Annotated in this window: 16 protein-coding genes and 1 tRNA gene; 7 read left to right on the top strand and 10 right to left on the bottom strand. The window is 55.0% G+C overall.

Translation table 11 applies throughout. From position 1 onward, the window contains the following. Positions 1-112 precede the first annotated feature (112 nt). Both AD949_RS10230 and AD949_RS10225 read right to left on the bottom strand, forming a co-directional pair. A complete protein-coding gene (locus AD949_RS10230) occupies positions 113-487 on the bottom strand; it encodes a hypothetical protein (protein WP_048835515.1) in 375 nt (124 codons plus the stop codon). 42 nt (positions 488-529) lie between these two features. Then, positions 530-787, bottom strand: a complete 258-nt coding sequence (locus AD949_RS10225; protein WP_048835516.1) for a hypothetical protein — start codon at positions 785-787, stop codon at positions 530-532. 272 nt (positions 788-1,059) lie between these two features. Here AD949_RS10225 and AD949_RS10220 point away from each other — a divergent pair, with 272 nt between their 5' ends. Further along, positions 1,060-1,935 (top strand): META domain-containing protein, encoded by an 876-nt coding sequence (locus AD949_RS10220; RefSeq protein WP_244463323.1) that lies wholly within the window; start codon positions 1,060-1,062, stop codon positions 1,933-1,935. Positions 1,936-1,992: 57 nt separating this feature from the next. Here the strand turns inward: AD949_RS10220 and AD949_RS10215 are convergent, their stop codons facing one another. Next, entirely contained in the window at positions 1,993-3,291 is a 1,299-nt protein-coding gene (locus tag AD949_RS10215) for a DEAD/DEAH box helicase (RefSeq protein WP_048835517.1), read from the bottom strand. A 427-nt stretch (positions 3,292-3,718) separates the two neighbouring features. Between AD949_RS10215 and AD949_RS10210 the strand changes: the two genes are divergently transcribed. The 3 genes from AD949_RS10210 (at position 3,719) to AD949_RS10200 (ending at position 5,948) form a co-directional block, all read left to right on the top strand. Further along, entirely contained in the window at positions 3,719-5,056 is a 1,338-nt protein-coding gene (locus tag AD949_RS10210) for a S41 family peptidase (protein WP_052944544.1), read from the top strand. Between the two features lie 128 nt (positions 5,057-5,184). After that, complete coding sequence (locus AD949_RS10205; RefSeq protein WP_141325372.1) at positions 5,185-5,385, top strand: hypothetical protein; 201 nt, start codon at positions 5,185-5,187, stop codon at positions 5,383-5,385. Positions 5,386-5,504: 119 nt separating this feature from the next. Further along, the gene (locus AD949_RS10200; RefSeq protein ID WP_048835618.1) at positions 5,505-5,948 is read left to right on the top strand and encodes a CHRD domain-containing protein; all 444 of its coding nucleotides are present in this window, start codon (positions 5,505-5,507) and stop codon (positions 5,946-5,948) included. 13 nt (positions 5,949-5,961) lie between these two features. Here AD949_RS10200 and AD949_RS10195 read toward each other — a convergent pair whose 3' ends face one another. The 4 genes from AD949_RS10195 to AD949_RS10180 form a co-directional block, all read right to left on the bottom strand. Beyond that, positions 5,962-6,309 (bottom strand): DUF3147 family protein, encoded by a 348-nt coding sequence (locus AD949_RS10195; protein WP_048835519.1) that lies wholly within the window; start codon positions 6,307-6,309, stop codon positions 5,962-5,964. Positions 6,310-6,419: 110 nt separating this feature from the next. After that, positions 6,420-6,815, bottom strand: a complete 396-nt coding sequence (locus AD949_RS10190) for a hypothetical protein (protein WP_048835520.1) — start codon at positions 6,813-6,815, stop codon at positions 6,420-6,422. 118 nt (positions 6,816-6,933) lie between these two features. Continuing rightward, the gene (locus tag AD949_RS10185) at positions 6,934-7,533 is read right to left on the bottom strand and encodes a GAF domain-containing protein (RefSeq protein ID WP_048835521.1); all 600 of its coding nucleotides are present in this window, start codon (positions 7,531-7,533) and stop codon (positions 6,934-6,936) included. A 9-nt stretch (positions 7,534-7,542) separates the two neighbouring features. Continuing rightward, positions 7,543-7,995 (bottom strand): hypothetical protein, encoded by a 453-nt coding sequence (locus AD949_RS10180; protein ID WP_048835522.1) that lies wholly within the window; start codon positions 7,993-7,995, stop codon positions 7,543-7,545. 304 nt (positions 7,996-8,299) lie between these two features. On the opposite strand from AD949_RS10180, the gene AD949_RS10175 reads away from it, so the two are divergent. After that, positions 8,300-8,376 (top strand) — tRNA-Arg (locus AD949_RS10175). A gap of 416 nt (positions 8,377-8,792) precedes the next feature. Here the strand turns inward: AD949_RS10175 and AD949_RS10170 are convergent. Genes AD949_RS10170 through AD949_RS10160 form a run of 3 tightly spaced genes read right to left on the bottom strand, consistent with a single transcriptional unit; the run spans position 8,793 to position 14,880 of the window. Further along, positions 8,793-10,430, bottom strand: coding sequence for an efflux transporter outer membrane subunit (locus AD949_RS10170; protein WP_048835619.1), 1,638 nt, complete (start codon positions 10,428-10,430; stop codon positions 8,793-8,795). A 47-nt stretch (positions 10,431-10,477) separates the two neighbouring features. Further along, complete coding sequence (locus AD949_RS10165; RefSeq protein ID WP_048835523.1) at positions 10,478-11,677, bottom strand: efflux RND transporter periplasmic adaptor subunit; 1,200 nt, start codon at positions 11,675-11,677, stop codon at positions 10,478-10,480. Further along, a complete protein-coding gene (locus AD949_RS10160; protein ID WP_048835524.1) occupies positions 11,677-14,880 on the bottom strand; it encodes an efflux RND transporter permease subunit in 3,204 nt (1,067 codons plus the stop codon). The genes AD949_RS10165 and AD949_RS10160 overlap by 1 nt, the downstream gene beginning before the upstream one ends. A gap of 508 nt (positions 14,881-15,388) precedes the next feature. Here AD949_RS10160 and AD949_RS10155 point away from each other — a divergent pair. Then, on the top strand, positions 15,389-15,637 hold the full coding sequence (locus AD949_RS10155) for a (2Fe-2S)-binding protein (protein ID WP_048835525.1): 249 nt from the start codon (positions 15,389-15,391) through the stop codon (positions 15,635-15,637). Positions 15,638-15,811: 174 nt separating this feature from the next. Continuing rightward, the gene (locus AD949_RS10150) at positions 15,812-16,351 is read left to right on the top strand and encodes a Dps family protein (protein WP_048835526.1); all 540 of its coding nucleotides are present in this window, start codon (positions 15,812-15,814) and stop codon (positions 16,349-16,351) included. Positions 16,352-16,360 lie beyond the last annotated feature (9 nt).

Genomic DNA, 16,360 nt, shown 5'->3' with positions numbered 1-16,360 from the left:
TCCCATTCAATCGGAAGCGGCACAATCCCCGCATGACTCACAAAAGGGCGTGTGGCGCGTGCAGCAAGCGTTTAAGGAAACCTTTTAGGGATGATGAGAGTTTTGAAAACCTTTACGGTTTAAGAAGGGATTTGCACTGCACATAGGTCTCTTTATGCCGGAAGATAAATAATAAATAGTAGTCCAGCGCGCGGCTGCGGCGTTTGGACGTATGGGTGTAGAAAGGGAACACATCCAGCGGGCCTTCATACCCCTGCGGAACAGGGTCATGCTCCAGAATGGTTTTGACGCGGAACAGCGGAATATAAATATGTGTTGCCCCGGCATTTCTACGAACATGCCAGAGATTTTTACGGAACTTCTTTAAACGTTCCGGCAGAATGAAGATCATGTTTTCTTCAATAAAATTCTCATCCGGCGTGCTGTTTCGCAGGTAGCGCATATCATCGGGCATATCGCAGAAAAAATTATAGCCCTGAATAATCATGATGGTCTTTCGGGTTTGTTTTGTCTTGCTCTCGCTGATTTCTTAACGCAGGCCGCCATAAGGATCATCCTTTACGCTTTCCGGCTTCTGGCCGCGTTTGCGGTGCCTGAGATAAAGCACGAGGCCCAGCGGCACAATCAGTAGGCTGCTATAATGGCTCAGCCCCTGCCATCTGGCCGTATGCAGCAGAAGATCTGAGGCTTGACCAGCACAGTAAATACCTGCGGCCAGTGTCCCCATAGCCAGCAGCAGGCTGCATAAACCAATAGCGATTTTCTGCGCGATGCTACTCTCGGGCATGGCGCCCTCCCTCTCTTGGCTCTGATAACCGTGTCTGGAAGAGCAAGCATACCATGCACAAAGCAGAAGCGTCACGGTGCGGAAGCCTGAATGAAAACTTGTTCCTGTAAAAACGAGAATGGAGCAACAGTGCCAAGACTGTTGCGTTAACGGCAGGCTGGCCCTGCACGGTGAAAGGGCAGTAAGATATTCCCCCAAGAGACCGGGGTATGTCAGGTATGCCACACCGCACAGAGACAGCAAAGACTGGCCAGAGGATATTGAGAAACCGGATGCACAGGATTAAAGCAAGCGCGCAGGCGCAGACCGCCATACAGCAGACGCGGGCAGAGCAGACACTGCGGCATAGGCCACGGCGGGCCATGCGCGCAGGTGTGCTGGCACTGGGGCTGGTCGGGCTCGTAGCAGGCTGTGCCGGGCAGGACGCCGGACAGCCGGTGGCGGTTTCCGGCAAGCTGGACGGCGTATATCAGGCCTCTGGCAATGAACCATTCTGGCATATGACGCTGGCGCAGAACATGCTGACATTGGAAACGCCGGACAAACCGCGCATTGCAGGCCCGGTGTTGCATGCCCATGCGGAAGGCCGGGACCGTCTCTATGAGGCGCAGGCGATGCGGGTTGAGGTCACAGCCAAAGCCTGCTCCGACAGCACGAGCGGCCAGAATTATGCCGATACGGTGCGGATTGTAACACAGGGCCGGACACTGACCGGCTGTGGTGGGGCATCACTCGCGCCCACCAGCCTGAACGATACGCGCTGGGTAGTCACAGCGCTGGACGGACACCGACTGGCGGATGGCAACAAAGCCCCCTCTGACACGGACCGCACGACGGACCAGCCCGGCCTGAAAGCAGGCGCGCCGGATATGGCCCCGACGCTGGATATTAATGCCAGCGGCAAGGTATCCGGCTCTGATGGATGCAACCGCTATGTGGGTGGTCTGGAATTTGGCAAGAATGGTCATGTTAAGGCCGCACCGCAAGGTGGCCTCAGTACTCTAATGGCCTGCCCCGGCCGCCGCGATGCACTGGCGCGGCAGTTTTCCAGCCTGACCCGTGCGGCAACGCACTGGCGGATGGATGGCACGGCGCTGGTTCTGGAAACAGAGGACAAGAAAACCGTACGTCTGCGGCAGGTTTTTTAAAAGGCTGAGGGAAGGCTGAAGCACCCCTTATACGGTGCTTCAGCCCTCTTACTCGCCTCAGGCGTTAACGCGGGCTGCTTTGGCGGCATCACGTGCAGCGATTTTTTCTTCTTCAGTCCAGATTTTGCGTTCGCGGACTTTCTGCGGCTTGATCTGCTTAACCGGACCACCACCGAGAACCGGAGGACGTTTAGTAGAAGTCCGGGCTTCTTCAGAATGCCACGGATGCTCGACATGAATGGTCAGGGCACGGCCAATTTCGCGCTCGACATCATGCAGCCATGCGCGCTGCTCGGCATCGCACAACGTAATAGCGTATCCGTTACGCCCTGCCCGCCCCGTGCGACCAATGCGGTGCACGTAGCTCTCCGGCAGACTTGGCAGATCGTGATTGAAAACATGCGTGACAGTATCAACATCAATCCCGCGCGCTGCAATATCTGTAGCCACCAGAACCTGTGCCGTCCCGGCACGGAAAGCCTCCAAAGCGCGCTCACGCTGGCCTTGTGATTTGTTGCCATGCAGGGCTTCCGCCGTAATACCCGCCTCGGTGATAAAAGCGCAGACCTCGTTTGCAATATTTTTTTGCAGCGTAAACACCACAGCCTGCCCCATGCCGGGGGTGCGCAACAACTCCAGCAGAGCTTCCTTCTTGTGTGCCGCATCCATGAACATGACGGACTGCTCAATACGGTCCACCGTGGTGGAAGGCGGTGCGATTTCAACATTTGCTGGATTATTCAGCAGGCTTTCGGCCAGAGTCGCAATGGATTTAGGCATTGTCGCGGACAGCAGAATAGTGTGGCGTGTCTTGGGCAGCGCGGCGACAATGCGTTCGATGGGTTTTGCAAAGCCCATATCAAGCATCTGGTCGGCTTCATCCAACACCAGAGCTTCAAGCTGGGAAAGATCACACTCGCCCTGCGTGACCAGATCCAGCAGGCGGCCGGGAGCCGCAACGATAACATCCACGCCGTTTTTCAAAGCGTTGATCTGATGCATCGGGCTGACACCACCGAAAATGGTCGTGACAGTAAAGGGCAGATGCCGTCCGAATGTTTCAAAGCCATCCGCAATTTGGGAGACAAGCTCCCGCGTGGGCGCCAGAACCAGCACACGCGCACCGCCTTTGGGTGCCGGGCACGGGTTTTGCGCCATGCGGTGCAGCAGCGGCAGCACGAAAGATGCCGTCTTACCAGTGCCAGTCTGCGCCATACCCAGCAGATCCCGCCCTTCCAGCAACAGCGGGATGGACTGAGCCTGAATGGGTGTGGGGGTGGTGTAACCGGCTTCGGCCAGCGCGTCCTGCAAAGGCTGCGCCAGAGGGAGATCGGCAAACGTAAGGGATGGGGACATAGCAGGCAGCGCCTCCGGCGCTCAATAAGACTGCGCCGGGTGGGGCATTGCGGTTTTGGAACGGGGCCTTTTACGGGGTTCGGGTGCGGTGCGTCAACAAAAGGATGCGAGGTGCGTAAAATGGACTGTGTCTTATTTTTGTAATGTGCGCATCACCAACCAAACCCAGTATCCAGAGGAAAGAATACACATACGGCACCTGCGGGCCAGTTTTTATTCTGGCCGGTCTTTTCGGAATGACCACTGGTTTGAGCGTTCTCGGCATACAGGCGGGCACGAAGTTGAATTCAACAGATGCATACTAGCCATGGTGGCGATTTGTGATGGGCTGTCCTTGATTGACCGGCGGCAAAAATAGACGCGGGGATAACCTGTGAAAAAATCACTCAATAAGACAGTTCTTTTAACAGCAGGTTACACCTGCCTGATGCAGCCGGCTCTTTGCTTTGCGGACTCAGTCCAGCGGTCACTGTTTGATCCACAGCATCAGTTTACCTTAGCGGCTGGGACGACCTGCTCTGATGGTAAAAGCTCTGTAACACTCCAGTCCGCTACAGCAGCCCCAAACCAGTATGCCGCAACACGGAGCATGCTCTCCGCAGACCATTTACAAAACAAGGTCGTGCAGGTGCATGCTGTCTTCAATGCGCAGAACGTATCGGTAGGGGCCGGGCTGTGGGCGGGGGCTTACGACGGCCCGAAGCAAATTGCGCTGACAAACACCGAAAATAATCCAGTGCGCGGAACCGGAGCAAACCTGTCCCGCACGCTCACGTTGCTGGTGCCATCGCACACAACGCGACTGGTTTATGGCGTAATGATGAAAGGACCGGGCACGGTGGCTGTCTGTGGGCTTGACGCTTATTTTTCTCCACCCGCGACCCCTGACAAAGCCGCGGAGCCTCTTGCAATGCAGACCATGCGCTTTGCGCTTGATGCCGTGCGAACATACGCGCTGCATGCTCCATTGATTGACTGGGAAACCCGCACGCAGCCTCTGCTTGATCTGGCTGCAAAAGGATCAGTCGACGATGTTTATGCCGCAATGCGGCGCCTGCTGGCTGATTTGCAGGACGGGCACAGTTTTGTCATGCCACCCGTCACGCGCCGCAGGATGGCGGACCGGACACCCCTTATGCCAAGTTTTCAGAAAATTTCTTCTGATATTGGCCTGATATCCATTCCCTCTTTTACCGCACATGCCCCTGAGGCTTTGACCGCATTTATCCAAACAGCAGAGCAGCATTTTGCACAAGCGCCCGAAATACGCGGATGGATTGTGGATCTGCGCGGAGATAGCGGTGGAAATATGTGGCCGATGCTTCAGGCTTTAAAGCCACTACTTGGCCCGAATGATCTAGGGTTTTTTGAGAACCGAGCAGGAAAACGCTCTTCCCCTTGGCGGGCCGGGACGCAAAATGCGGCAGAGCATATGACCACCCCAGACCTGTCCCACTTGCCTGTAGCGGTGCTGATTGGCCCGCATACAGCCAGCGCGGGCGAGGCTGTGGCGATTGCACTGAAAGGCCGACCGGCCACGCGTTTTTTCGGCACCCCGACGCATGGTCAGACCACAGGGAACAAAAGCTTCCGGCTACCGGACGGTGGACTGCTGGCCGTTGCCGCATTTTTTGAGCTGGACCGAACAGGCAGGCGCTATGAAGGCCCGATTGAACCTGATGAGGTGCAGGTGGCCCCAGACATGGCGCAGAACGCGGCGAAAGCATGGTTGGAACAGAGTTTGAACCAGCACCCGGTACGCTAGACAATTATGGCCTCGCTATTTTTTACTGAAAGGCGGCTGAAGGCGTCAGGACGCGGTGATTTCAAAAAAGCGTCACACCCGCAGGGAGGGGAACGGGTGTAGGAGAGTGCCAGACCTCCTTCTATCTTGTGAGCAAGATGATGCCTCAGTCTTCCCGCCCCGGACCAGAAACTTCCTCCCCCTCCCTCCAGCGGGACGCCGCAACCGAGCGCTGGCTTGCAACGTTGCGCCAAAAAATAAAGGCGGACGGCACCCAGCCGCGCGTCCATTTCAGCCGCACGCCAGACCGCCCATTTGACCGTGAAGGCGTGCTGCGGGACTTCGAGTAAGCGTTCACGTTTTGTAAGCAGCGGCAACGGCCCCCTGTTTTATGCGTTTTGAAGCTGCGGTGATGCCTGCATCTTGGGCAGGCTGACTCAGCTTGTGACGTTATATGGGATCTGCTGTGATGACTCTGCTCCGCAAACCGGCTTTCAGTGCCTTACTGGCTCTTGGCCTCCTCAGCACAGGCGCGCTAGTAACGCCAGCACGGGCCCAGCAGAGCACGTTATTTTCTGGAAAACTTGAAGCGGAACACGGTGCGTCGACCCACGCGCATGGAAACGTGATGGCGCTCTATTATCCCGGCGCGCATGTGCTGCGTTATACCGTGACGTGGGAAGGCCTGAGCGGGCCCGTGACCATTGCGCATCTGCATGGTCCTGCTCTACCCGGCCACGACGGACCGCCGGAAGTCACTGTCCGCGGCCCCTATAAAAGCCCGCTAAGCGGCAGTGTCATGCTGAGTTCCCAGACGGAGCAGGATTTGCTTGACGGACGCCTTTACCTGAAGCTGCACACCCAGAAAGCACCCGGCGGTGAAGTGCGGGCTTGGCTGGCAAAGAGCGAGTAGCTACGCCTGCCGCCTACATCTGAATGCCCAGCTTCGGGGCAAGCCAGACCATTATAAGATAAAGCAGAATCGTCACGCCACACCCCGCCCCTAGCGCCAGCCAAAACGGCACGCCATGACGCATGACCAACGGGATGAGCAGAAACATGGGCAGGGAGGGGAGCACGTACCAGAACGTTGCGCCCACATGCGCTTCCATACGCGTGGGGTCTTTGGTTTCCAGCCAGAGCCAGATCATCCCGAAGACGGAAATAAGAGGGAGAGAGGCAACCAAAGCGCCAAGGCCCGGATAGCGGCGGGCAATCGTGGAAACAAGCGCAATAATCAAGCCAGACAACAGCGCCTTTAGCCAGAAAAACATGAGGCTGTTTTATCCTGCGCCAGAACGTCCTGTGTCAGAGGCTTCCGGAAGCAACGCATGAGTTAAGACTTCACCCCTCCGCCCACAAAACGCAGGCGGAGGGGCGTGTATCAGATGTGCGTGTCGCCCTGCTGGGGCTGCGCTGTCTGACCCTGCGGCGCGGGCTGAGCGCCAGTCTGCGGTGCGGCATCCGGGTTCATTTTGCCCGGCTGAGTGGAATGTTCCACATCATAAGCGGTCGCTTTTTCAGCGTAGTTTCCTTTTGCGCCCGGATGCTCCTGATCATACAGGGCAGCCTTCTGCTTGGCTTCTTTCCGGTAAACGTGGCGGCGATACATCCCCGTAATGCACCCACCCACAGCACCCAGCACGCCATGATGAGCAACATGCCCACCCACAGCCCCCACGGCACCGTATTTCAGGCAACCGCCCGGCTCTGCCTGCGCGGTCGTTACCGTGGTGCCAGCCAGAGCGGCAAGCACGCTCAGAGTGATCAATCGACGCATGTAAATTTCCTTATCTTCCGCCCCACAAGAGAGCGGATCTGAGGTGTATCTTACCTCAAAGAGGAGGGTGGCGGCAATCTGCGGCGATTTTATGCTTCCATACTTGATGCGCTAATTTTTATGCGCTCACTGGCAGCGTTGCGAGGAATGCTGCAACCAGTGTTTCCAGCAAATGCTGGTCCGCGGAGGAAAATCTGTCTTTACGGGGGCTATCAAGATCAAGCACCCCCAGCAGACGGCCGCTCAACACCAGTGGTATGACAATTTCAGACGCGGAGGCAGTGTCACATGCAATATGGCCGGGAAAAGCGTGTACATCCGGCACACGCTGCGTCGCGCGAGACAGTGCCGCCGTACCGCATACGCCCTTCCCCATGGCAATACGTGTGCAGGCCACACGCCCTTGAAACGGGCCGAGCACAAGTTCGCCTCGCGTCGATGCAACTAACAGTGCGTCGGACTGCGCTTCTGTTAGTCTTTGCGCAGTAACAGGCTGGCCGCTCGGCACAGTGGAACCGGTTAACGTAAAAATGGTGGCCAATGCGGATGCGTCTGCCCGATACAGATAAAACCCCGCCCAGTTGAGATCAGGTAGAGCCTCAAAAATCAGGGCTGATAGATTGGCCATATTAGCCAGTGGGTCCTGCTCTGCCGCCAGCAAGCCGGTAGCAGCAGAAAGCAGGTCTTCCGCCGTCAGGCGGTGATCAGGGGCACTCACAGACGTGCGCTATTGCGCCAGAAGAGCCGGGCCGCGCAAGGCGGAGCGGCTGCAAACAGCTTCCTGCTGATCTCGGTTGAGCGTTGTGATGTCAAACATAACCGTCGGGCTGAGCATAAGCTGCCCCTGCCCGCCCCAAGCATAGGCCGGATTGGCGCGAATACCCTCGCGCGCGGCAAGCTGGCGGCCAAGCGTGCGAACGGTAGTGTCCGTTACGAGATGGTGGGCGTAGCAGTAATACATGAGACCCCCGACATTCTCGGCAGAAGCGTGTTCAACTGTCGGAATACCATCATAATCCAGCACACCGGGGGTTGCTGTTGTGGCTGTCATGGGAGCCGGGCCGGGTGGCACCATAATCTGACCAGAGGAAAGAGCCGGTGCGGCCTCTGCCTTCGGCAATACGGCTGAAAGAGCCAGACAGCCGGTTAGAGCCAGAAAGACGGGGCGAAATTTCAGCATGAATATAATCCTCTTGATTTCAGCCAGACAACCTCAAGAGGCAAGATAAGAACAGACGCGCTCCCGCCGCAAGGCCGGGCTGCTCTGCATCACGCGAAAGGAGGCGGATTTCGGGTAGTATGCTTGTCGGCGAGACACACACGACTCTTAACGTCGGGAATGACACACTCCGGCCCGAAGTTTGGACAATCAAGTACCGGAGGGGTTTTCCAACCTGTTTGCCGCGATTGAGTGAGGAAATTGCCCTTCTCCCCACAATACGGGCTTGGCAAGCCCCCCGCCTTTGCGCTAGGGAGAAGCCCACGGACCCGTAGATCAGTTGGATAGATCGTCAGATTCCGAATCTGAAGGCCGGAGGTTCGAATCCTCTCGGGTCCACCACTTTCATACAAAATTTAATAAAAACAACGAGTTAAGATTGGGCTTGCCACTCTTGATTCAAAGTTTGCCAATTTTCTACCAGAAACCCTCGCCGCCGAGCCTACGCCATGCTCACAGAATTGGCTATCTGGTGTGGATTTACGCCCGTAGGCGGGGAAGTGCTTCGATACTGTAGGGAAGTGCGCCAAACACCCCTCTCTCGCCACGTATTGGTTTGGCTGACGATATGGGCAAATGAGGCGTCCAAAAAACCAATCAGATACAGTCAATGAAAAAGACTGACATAATTGCGCTAGATTGTTTATCGGATACAGAACTGCCAAATAAGAAAAAAGCCGGATAATGCGAAGGCGTATTTTCCTTTTTTACAAACGCATTATCCGGAAGAGTCTAATTTGTTGTTAAGTCCTGATGTTTTATGGGGCCTTCGCTTTTGAAGTCACCGTCTGTGGTTGGCTCAATGCGGGCATTTTAGGGCCTGTTGTCATCAGGTTTTCGTACTGTTCCGAGTTTGGCGGGGAGTCAACGCCGCCGACCGAGAGGGGATGGTGTAACCCGTCATACTGAAAGCCAGTGAAGGTCATGGTCTGGTCTGGTGTGGGGAGGAGTTTATCATTCCAGCCACCGCCCAGTGCGCGCACCATGCTGACTGCGGCCTGTAGCGCACGGGACTGCACCTGTGCCTGCTCAATCCGCGCATCCAGCGTGTTGACCTGCGCAATCAGGGCATCCAGATACCCATCTGCGCCACCTTTATAAAGTGTCATGGTCAGGGTCTGGGACTGCATGGCGGCATCAACAGCCTGTTTTAATCGGACGTTTTCCGCTCTTAGCCGTGCTGTCATGGACAGGCCGTTTTCTACGTCTTTAAAGGCGGACAGGACGGACATGCGGTAATGGTCGCGTGTTTCCCGATAGTTTGACCATGTGCGCTGAAGCTGGGCTCTGCGCAGTCCCCCTTCAAACAGCGGCATGGTAACGGACGCTCCATAAGACCACATGCTATTTGCCAGATTGGCCAGATCAAACCCGTTGGCATCAAACCCGCCATTGGCGTTGAAGGAGACATGTGGGTAGAACGCCGCACGCGCTATGCCGATAGCCCGGTTAGCCTGCGCCATTTCGCGCTCTGCCACCGCAATGTCTGGCCGGCGCTCCAGCAATTCCGATGGCATACCGAGCGGGAAAACAGGCTCTGCCTGATCCTGATTGGCAACTTCTGGAATATGGAAGGATGACGGTGATGCATTGACCAGAACGGCTATCGCATGCTCCATCACCTCGCGCTGCGCCTGCACATCAAGCTGGCGCGCCTGCGTCATGTAAAGCTGGTTTTTAGCACGCGCGACATCAATACCCGTGGCATCCTGATAATCAAGCCGTGTCTGCGTGACACGCAGAGCTTTCTGATAATAGGCGATGGACTGAGTATAGATGGCATTCTGGGCATCGAGCCCACGCAGAACGAAATAATCCGTGGCCAGTTCCGCCTGCAAGCTAAGACGAGCAGAAGCATATTCCGCAGCCTGTGCCTGCGCGTAATATTTCTGAGCCCTTACGCGGTTACGGATGGAAGACCAGATATCCGGCTCCCAGCTTGCCATTCCGCCATAAAATTCATCTGTGGCTGTAATCGGGCCTTTATAACGAAACAGCCTGTCTGAAGAGCTTTTGTTGTTGCTTGACCCAAAAGCCAATGCGAAATGCGGCAACAGATCAGACCGCGCCTCCATGACAATGGAGCGTGCCTGAATAAACCGCTCCGCAGCCGCTTGCAGGTCCGCATTCCCTTCCATTGCCTGCGCTTCAAGCGTGGAGAGCGTTGGGTCTGCAAACAATGTCCACCAGTCCGACCGCAGAACTGTATCCTGCGGCTGGGCTTCCCGGAACAGCCCCTGCCCATGCCATGAGGCTGGCACGACAAAATGCGGAGCCTGATAGGCTGGGGCCAGATCACACGCACTCAGCGCCGTAAGGGCGACAAGTGTGACGCCTTGCACGTTTTTACGCCGGAAAAGGGTTTTTCCGAAAGGAACCTTATATCTGTTTGGCATCAGCGTATTCTTACCAGACGGGTTATGAGGATGTTTGGAAACAAGGCTCATTCGTCATCCTCCTCGTCATCGCTGCTGCTGGCAGTTGTAAGATAGCCTTTTTCCGGCACACTCAGGCGCACAGTCTGGCCTTCCAGAAGATCTGCCGGGGGATTGTTGATGACATGATCTGTCGGGCTCAGACCTGCATCCACTTCCGTATAGGCATCAGACATACGGCCCACAGTGATGTTTTTGTAATGCGCCTTGTTCTGCGCATCAACTGTCACAACCTGCATACCTTTTTCCTGAAAGACCAAGGCTCCCGTTGGAATGGTATAAATACCCCCCTCTGCCGGAGCAGACAGAGATACAGAGGCAAACGTGCCCGGCCACAACTTCTGATCCGCATTATCAATGGTAAATTCCGTCACCGCCGTACGCGTGTTGGGATCATACCCTTTGGCGATGGTCAGGAAGTTGGCCGTAAACACCTTATTGGGATACTGCGGCACTGTAACACGCGCTTTCAGGCCCGGTTTCAGAACATAGGACAGCACTTCTGGCACCGAGACAAAAAGACGCATTTCATGCGTATCCGCTACAGTGAACAGTTCACTGGCCGTGCCGTTGGCGTTCATATTGCCGCTCCCAGCGCCCACATAGTCACCCACGCTGATATTTCTGGCCGTTACGATGCCGTCAAACGGGGCAACAATGGTTTTGAACTGCTCAAGAGCATCATAATGGTCCACATTATGCTGGGCCGCTTCCAATGCCGCACGCGCTGACTGTTCATTAGCATTCTGCACGGAAACAGATTGCCCAGAGACAGCCTGAGATTTTCCCATGGAACGCCAGCGATTGGCGGTCACGGTTGCAAGACCATATTTGGCTTGTGCTACCTGAAGGTCAGCCTTGGCCTGTGCATATTGTGCATCCAGTCCCGGTGCGTTGACTTCCGCGAGGATATCACCCTTTTTGACGGCCGCGCCATAGTCCTTATACCACATTTTCACATAGCCGGAGACCTGCGCGTAAATAGGCGCTTCATACCAAGCGTTGATATTGCCCGGCAGTGTCATGGACAATGTGGGCGGGGCCGGCTTGGGCTGCACCACGGCAACATCGGGCACGCTGGCATGTGCTGCATCAGCCTGCAATGTCACCTCACTATGCAGGTGTTGCACTTCCAGATACGCCACATATCCCACAAGCACACACAACAGGCAGCCGACAAACAGACGTTTTTTTGTAAGAGTGGACATCAGACGGCCTCCTGCCCATTGTCATGACCCGATTCAGACGGATCCGATTTTTTTGTGTGAGAGCGATTGTGAAAAATTGCGTAAACGCAGGGAACAAACAGAAGCGTTGAAACAGTCGCTAGAATAAGGCCGCCAATAACAGCTTTCCCCAACGGCGCATTCTGCGAATTACTGGTGGCCATCGGCACCATGCCGATCACCATGGCAGAAGCCGTCATGATAACCGGGCGAATACGACCAAACCCGGCCTCGACTGCGGCAACAAGCGCATTGCCGTGTAGGGCAATGCGTTCCTTGGCAAATGAGACGACCAGAATGGAGTTGGCCGTGGCCGTGCCCATGCACATGATAGCCCCCGTCAGAGCGGGCACGGAAAGGCGTGTCTGTGTCAGGAACAGGCTCCATGCGATCCCTGCCAGCGCGCCGGGCAGTGCTGAGATAATAATGAAAGGATCAATCCAAGACTGGAAGTTGATCACAATCAGCATGTAGATGAGCACAATGGACACAACCAGTCCGGCAACCAGTTCCATATACGCGCCATGCATGGTGACAGCCTGACCACGAACATCCACCACCGCTGTCTGCGGCAGGTCGTGCTGCGTATCAGCCACCACCTGTCTGACCTGTTTCAGGACAGCGCCCAGATCGCTCCCTTCTGTTGAGACATAGACATCGATTTCCGGCATCGAGTTATAGTGAGACACCTGCCCCGGCGTGCCCGTAGGCGTTATCGTGCTGATGCTGCCCAGAAGCTGCATGTCCGTCCCTTTAGGGTCACTGTCTCCTTTATCAACAGGGATTGTCAGCAAATCATTATAGTGGGTTAGCTGATCTTGCGAGACATAGACGTTGAGTGGGAAGGTAATGCCGGTTTTCGGGTCGAGCCAGTATTGCGGATCGACCGTTTGGCTGCCTGAAAGAGTCATCAGTTCGTTATTGGCAATGTCAGCTTCCGTCATGCCTGTGGCCTGACCGAACGTCCGGTTGCCCTGCACGAACAGAGTAGGCGTTTTCATGGTCTGCTGGATGACAACATCCGCAGAACCGGGGATAGCCCGCAATTTATTCACCAGAAGGCGGGCATACTGATAGTTGCTCTGAAGTTCCGGACCGGAAATCTGAACGTCAATCGGCGCGGGTGAGCCAAAGTTCAGAATTTTGTCGGTCAGATCAGCAGGCTGGAAGGTAAACGCGCTGCCCGGAAATTGCTCGGACAGATCCTTCCGTAACAATTTGCGATAGTCCCAGACAGGAGATTCCTCATTCTTGAGGGAAATTGATAGGTCACAGTCCTGCGTGCCGATGGAAGGTGTCGGAATAAAGGCCTGATTATGCGGCCCTTCCGGCAGTCCGCAGTTATTAATGATACCGGCAACCTTACCGGGCAGAAGCTTCTCAATCCGATCGTTTACCAGAGAGACAATGCGGCCCGTTGTTTCAATCCGCATCCCCAGCGGGGTGCGCATGTGCATCTGCATCATGCCGGATTTGACTTCCGGAAAGAAGTCCTGCCCGTTGACCAAAAACAGTCCCAGAGACAGCACGGACAGCCCGAGAAACACCGCAACAAACCGGCCACGCTTTGTAACAATTCGCTCCAGAAAGCGGCCGTAAGCACCACGGAATGTATGGAAAGCATGCTCAAACTTGTTCTGGAAACGCCCTAGAACGCCTTTGGGCAGCGCAAGATGTTCATCACTATGCAGACCCGGATGCACCTGCCCGGCCAGCAGATATTTGGCCATGGTCGGCACCAGTGTGCGTGACAGGATGAAGGAGGCCAGCATGGCATACACAATGGCTTCCGCCATGGGCATGAAGAGCCAGCCCGCAACGCCGCTCAGACGGAAAAGCGGTGTCCACACAATACAGATACATAATGTTGAGACCAGAGTTGGCACCACAATCTGGTTGGCGGCGTCAATAATGGCAGTTTCCAGTTCCTTGCCTTCTTCAAGGTGGGTATCGATATTTTCGATCATGACGGTGGCGTCATCCACCAGAATACCAACCGCAAGTGCAAGACCGCCCAACGTCATGACATTGATGGTCTGACCGGAGAGCAGCAGGCAGATAATGGCAGAAAGAATGGCCAGCGGAATGGAGGTGGCGATGATAAGCGTGGACCGCCATGACCCCAGAAACAACAGAACCACAAGCCCCGTCAGAATGGCCGCTGTAACCATTTCGCGCACAACGTCCTTGATGGCGTCTTTCACGAAAATGGAGGCGTCACTCAAGATGGAAATATGCACGTCCGGCGGAACAAGTTTCTGAATACGGGGGAGAAGTTCCTTGGTGCGTGCCACAACATCCAGTGTTGAGGCGTCACCACTTTTCATGACCACAACCTCCACGCCCTGACGCCCCTTGACCAGCACGAGGTTGGTCTGCGGATGGCCGCCACGGTACACTTCAGCGACGTCATGCACATAAATAACGGCGTTGCCGACACGTTTGACCGGAACGTCACCCAGTTCCTTCATGGAGCGGGGGGTCGCGTTGGTCTGCACCATCCAGTCGGTTGTCGCGATTTTCTGGTCCCCTGCCGGAAGCACGATGTTCTGTTTCCGCAGGGCATTCTGCACATCCATGGCTGAGAGATGATGCGCCTGAAGCTGCTTCTGGTTGAGCGACACCATGATGAAGCTGTCCATACCGCCATACGGATGCGGCAGAACCGCCCCCGGCACTGTCACCAGAACGGGACGGATGCGGGTCATGGCAATTTTATACAAATCCGACGGTGTCTGTTTTTCAGACGTGATTTGAAGAGCCAGAACCGGAACGGAGGAGGCTTCCAACTTCATGACCATAGGGGCCGGGATATTATCAGGAAGCTGTTTGATAACAGTCTGGGAAATCGCGGTGACTTCGGCTTCCGCTTCCCCAATATCCGTGCCGGGCTGGAAGTAGATGTTGACGATGCTTCTGCCGTAATAGGAGTTGCTCTCCATATGCTCTATGCCCTCCACAGTGGAGGTTACGGCGAGCTCATAGTTATAGGTGATACGGCCAGCAAACTCCTCGGGAAGCATGCCACCGTATGTCCACACAACAGACACGACGGGAATCCGGATGTTCGGAAACACGTCGGTCGGCGCTTTGAAGAGAGACAGCACACCAAAAGCGAGAATAAGCAGAGACAATACAATAAATGTGTAAGGTCGCTTAAGCGCCGTCACAACGATGGCATTCATGCGTTTCCTTCCTCGCTGGAATCAATAGAATTCCGCAGAGAATAGAATTGGCATTATTCATAAATCTTTTAAAAAAAATATTATTGTGTTATAAAAAAATTTATTAAATCTGATTTTAAGAAAAAATAGCATAACTCCCAATTATAAAATCGGTTTTATTATATTTTTAGTATCAATTTTACTGTGAGGCGCTGCACGTTCGGAGATTCACGCGCAGAAAAAATACAGCAATACTCCCGCTAATAAGCGCAATGAGAAAAACTGACGCTGACGCTCCCCTCTCTCATGATCGCCTATATTTGCCGCCTACCCTTTATCATTTTCCTGCCTGCATACTGACGGAAAGAAACGACTTCCCTGTGCGGATGATTCTTCAAGGTGGACGCATATGCATAGGCCGCAACCGAGGGGGGTGTAGCCGGTAAGGCTCCCCTTGTAAAAATATATTGCGAATAATTCTCATTCGTGCTTTTAATCAGGCTCTCATCAGAGATATGGGGCTTTCTGAATGGTTATCTGCTCTTGTAACAGCCTGACTCATAAAGATGTTGAATCCGCTGTCGCTCATGGCGCCACCCGCCCCAGTGAAATTTATGCTGCCAAGCGTTGCAAGGCCCAGTGTGGCAATTGCGTGCCCGGCGTAGTCTGTATGCTAAAAGAAATGCGGATGAGGCAGCATAAGGCTGCCGAAGCCGCGGCCATTGCAGCATCTCTGCCCCTTCCGGCTATGGCGCAGGCTGAAGTGCTGAGCGCCTGAGCCTCCTCCATTTGCCGCGGCTTTGGCTACAGAGCGGATATTAAACCGTCATGATCCTTGTGCAGCAGACATGCCTGCCTCCAACTCTCTTGTAACGGAACTTTTGTCACACCACGTCAGTTGTAACAGCAGAACGCTGCACGTGTAGCGCCTGAGCCAAGAAGGACGAAATTCATGACGAAAACTACTCCGACAGCCAAAGAAGCCCATGTCCGCGAATATCTGGGCACACCGACTGACCTGAAGGCCGATGCCGTTAAAGAAGTTGCGGTAGGTCTTGCTGATACGCTGGCTGACGTGTTTGCATTGTATGTGAAAACAAAAAATTTCCACTGGCATATGAGCGGTCGCCACTTCCGCGATTATCATCTGCTACTGGATGAGCAAAGCGCACAGATTTTTGCCATGACGGACCCGATGGCCGAGCGCGCCCGCAAGATTGGCGGTACAACGCTCCATTCCATTGGAGAAATCGCCCGCCGCACGCAGGTTTCTGATAATGACGCACTGTATGTGACGCCGGAAGACATGCTTGCTGAACTGCGAGAGGACAATCTGGCGCTGACCACCCGGATGCGTAAAGTGCATGCTGTCTGCGACGACGCGAATGATGTCGCAACCGCCAGCCTGCTGGAAAACTGGATTGATGAGACGGAACGCCGCACATGGTTCCTGTTTGAAGCCACCCGCCCAGCGTTTGGGAAGAACGACTAACTAAAAGAG

The organism is Acetobacter orleanensis (genome assembly GCF_001581005.1).
Taxonomy (GTDB): Bacteria; Pseudomonadota; Alphaproteobacteria; order Acetobacterales; family Acetobacteraceae; genus Acetobacter; species Acetobacter orleanensis.
Note: the sequence above shows the minus strand (reverse complement) of the source record. Positions and strands in the feature narration are given on the sequence as shown.

Coding starts and splice junctions, on each gene's coding strand:
- AD949_RS10230 (WP_048835515.1), bottom strand. CDS start 487: ATGATTATTCAGGGCTATAATTTTTTCTGCGATATGCCCGATGATATG.
- AD949_RS10225 (WP_048835516.1), bottom strand. CDS start 787: ATGCCCGAGAGTAGCATCGCGCAGAAAATCGCTATTGGTTTATGCAGC.
- AD949_RS10220 (WP_244463323.1), top strand. CDS start 1,060: ATGCACAGGATTAAAGCAAGCGCGCAGGCGCAGACCGCCATACAGCAG.
- AD949_RS10215 (WP_048835517.1), bottom strand. CDS start 3,291: ATGTCCCCATCCCTTACGTTTGCCGATCTCCCTCTGGCGCAGCCTTTG.
- AD949_RS10210 (WP_052944544.1), top strand. CDS start 3,719: ATGCAGCCGGCTCTTTGCTTTGCGGACTCAGTCCAGCGGTCACTGTTT.
- AD949_RS10200 (WP_048835618.1), top strand. CDS start 5,505: ATGACTCTGCTCCGCAAACCGGCTTTCAGTGCCTTACTGGCTCTTGGC.
- AD949_RS10195 (WP_048835519.1), bottom strand. CDS start 6,309: ATGTTTTTCTGGCTAAAGGCGCTGTTGTCTGGCTTGATTATTGCGCTT.
- AD949_RS10190 (WP_048835520.1), bottom strand. CDS start 6,815: ATGCGTCGATTGATCACTCTGAGCGTGCTTGCCGCTCTGGCTGGCACC.
- AD949_RS10180 (WP_048835522.1), bottom strand. CDS start 7,995: ATGCTGAAATTTCGCCCCGTCTTTCTGGCTCTAACCGGCTGTCTGGCT.
- AD949_RS10170 (WP_048835619.1), bottom strand. CDS start 10,430: ATGCCAAACAGATATAAGGTTCCTTTCGGAAAAACCCTTTTCCGGCGT.
- AD949_RS10165 (WP_048835523.1), bottom strand. CDS start 11,677: ATGTCCACTCTTACAAAAAAACGTCTGTTTGTCGGCTGCCTGTTGTGT.
- AD949_RS10160 (WP_048835524.1), bottom strand. CDS start 14,880: ATGAATGCCATCGTTGTGACGGCGCTTAAGCGACCTTACACATTTATT.
- AD949_RS10155 (WP_048835525.1), top strand. CDS start 15,389: ATGGTTATCTGCTCTTGTAACAGCCTGACTCATAAAGATGTTGAATCC.
- AD949_RS10150 (WP_048835526.1), top strand. CDS start 15,812: ATGACGAAAACTACTCCGACAGCCAAAGAAGCCCATGTCCGCGAATAT.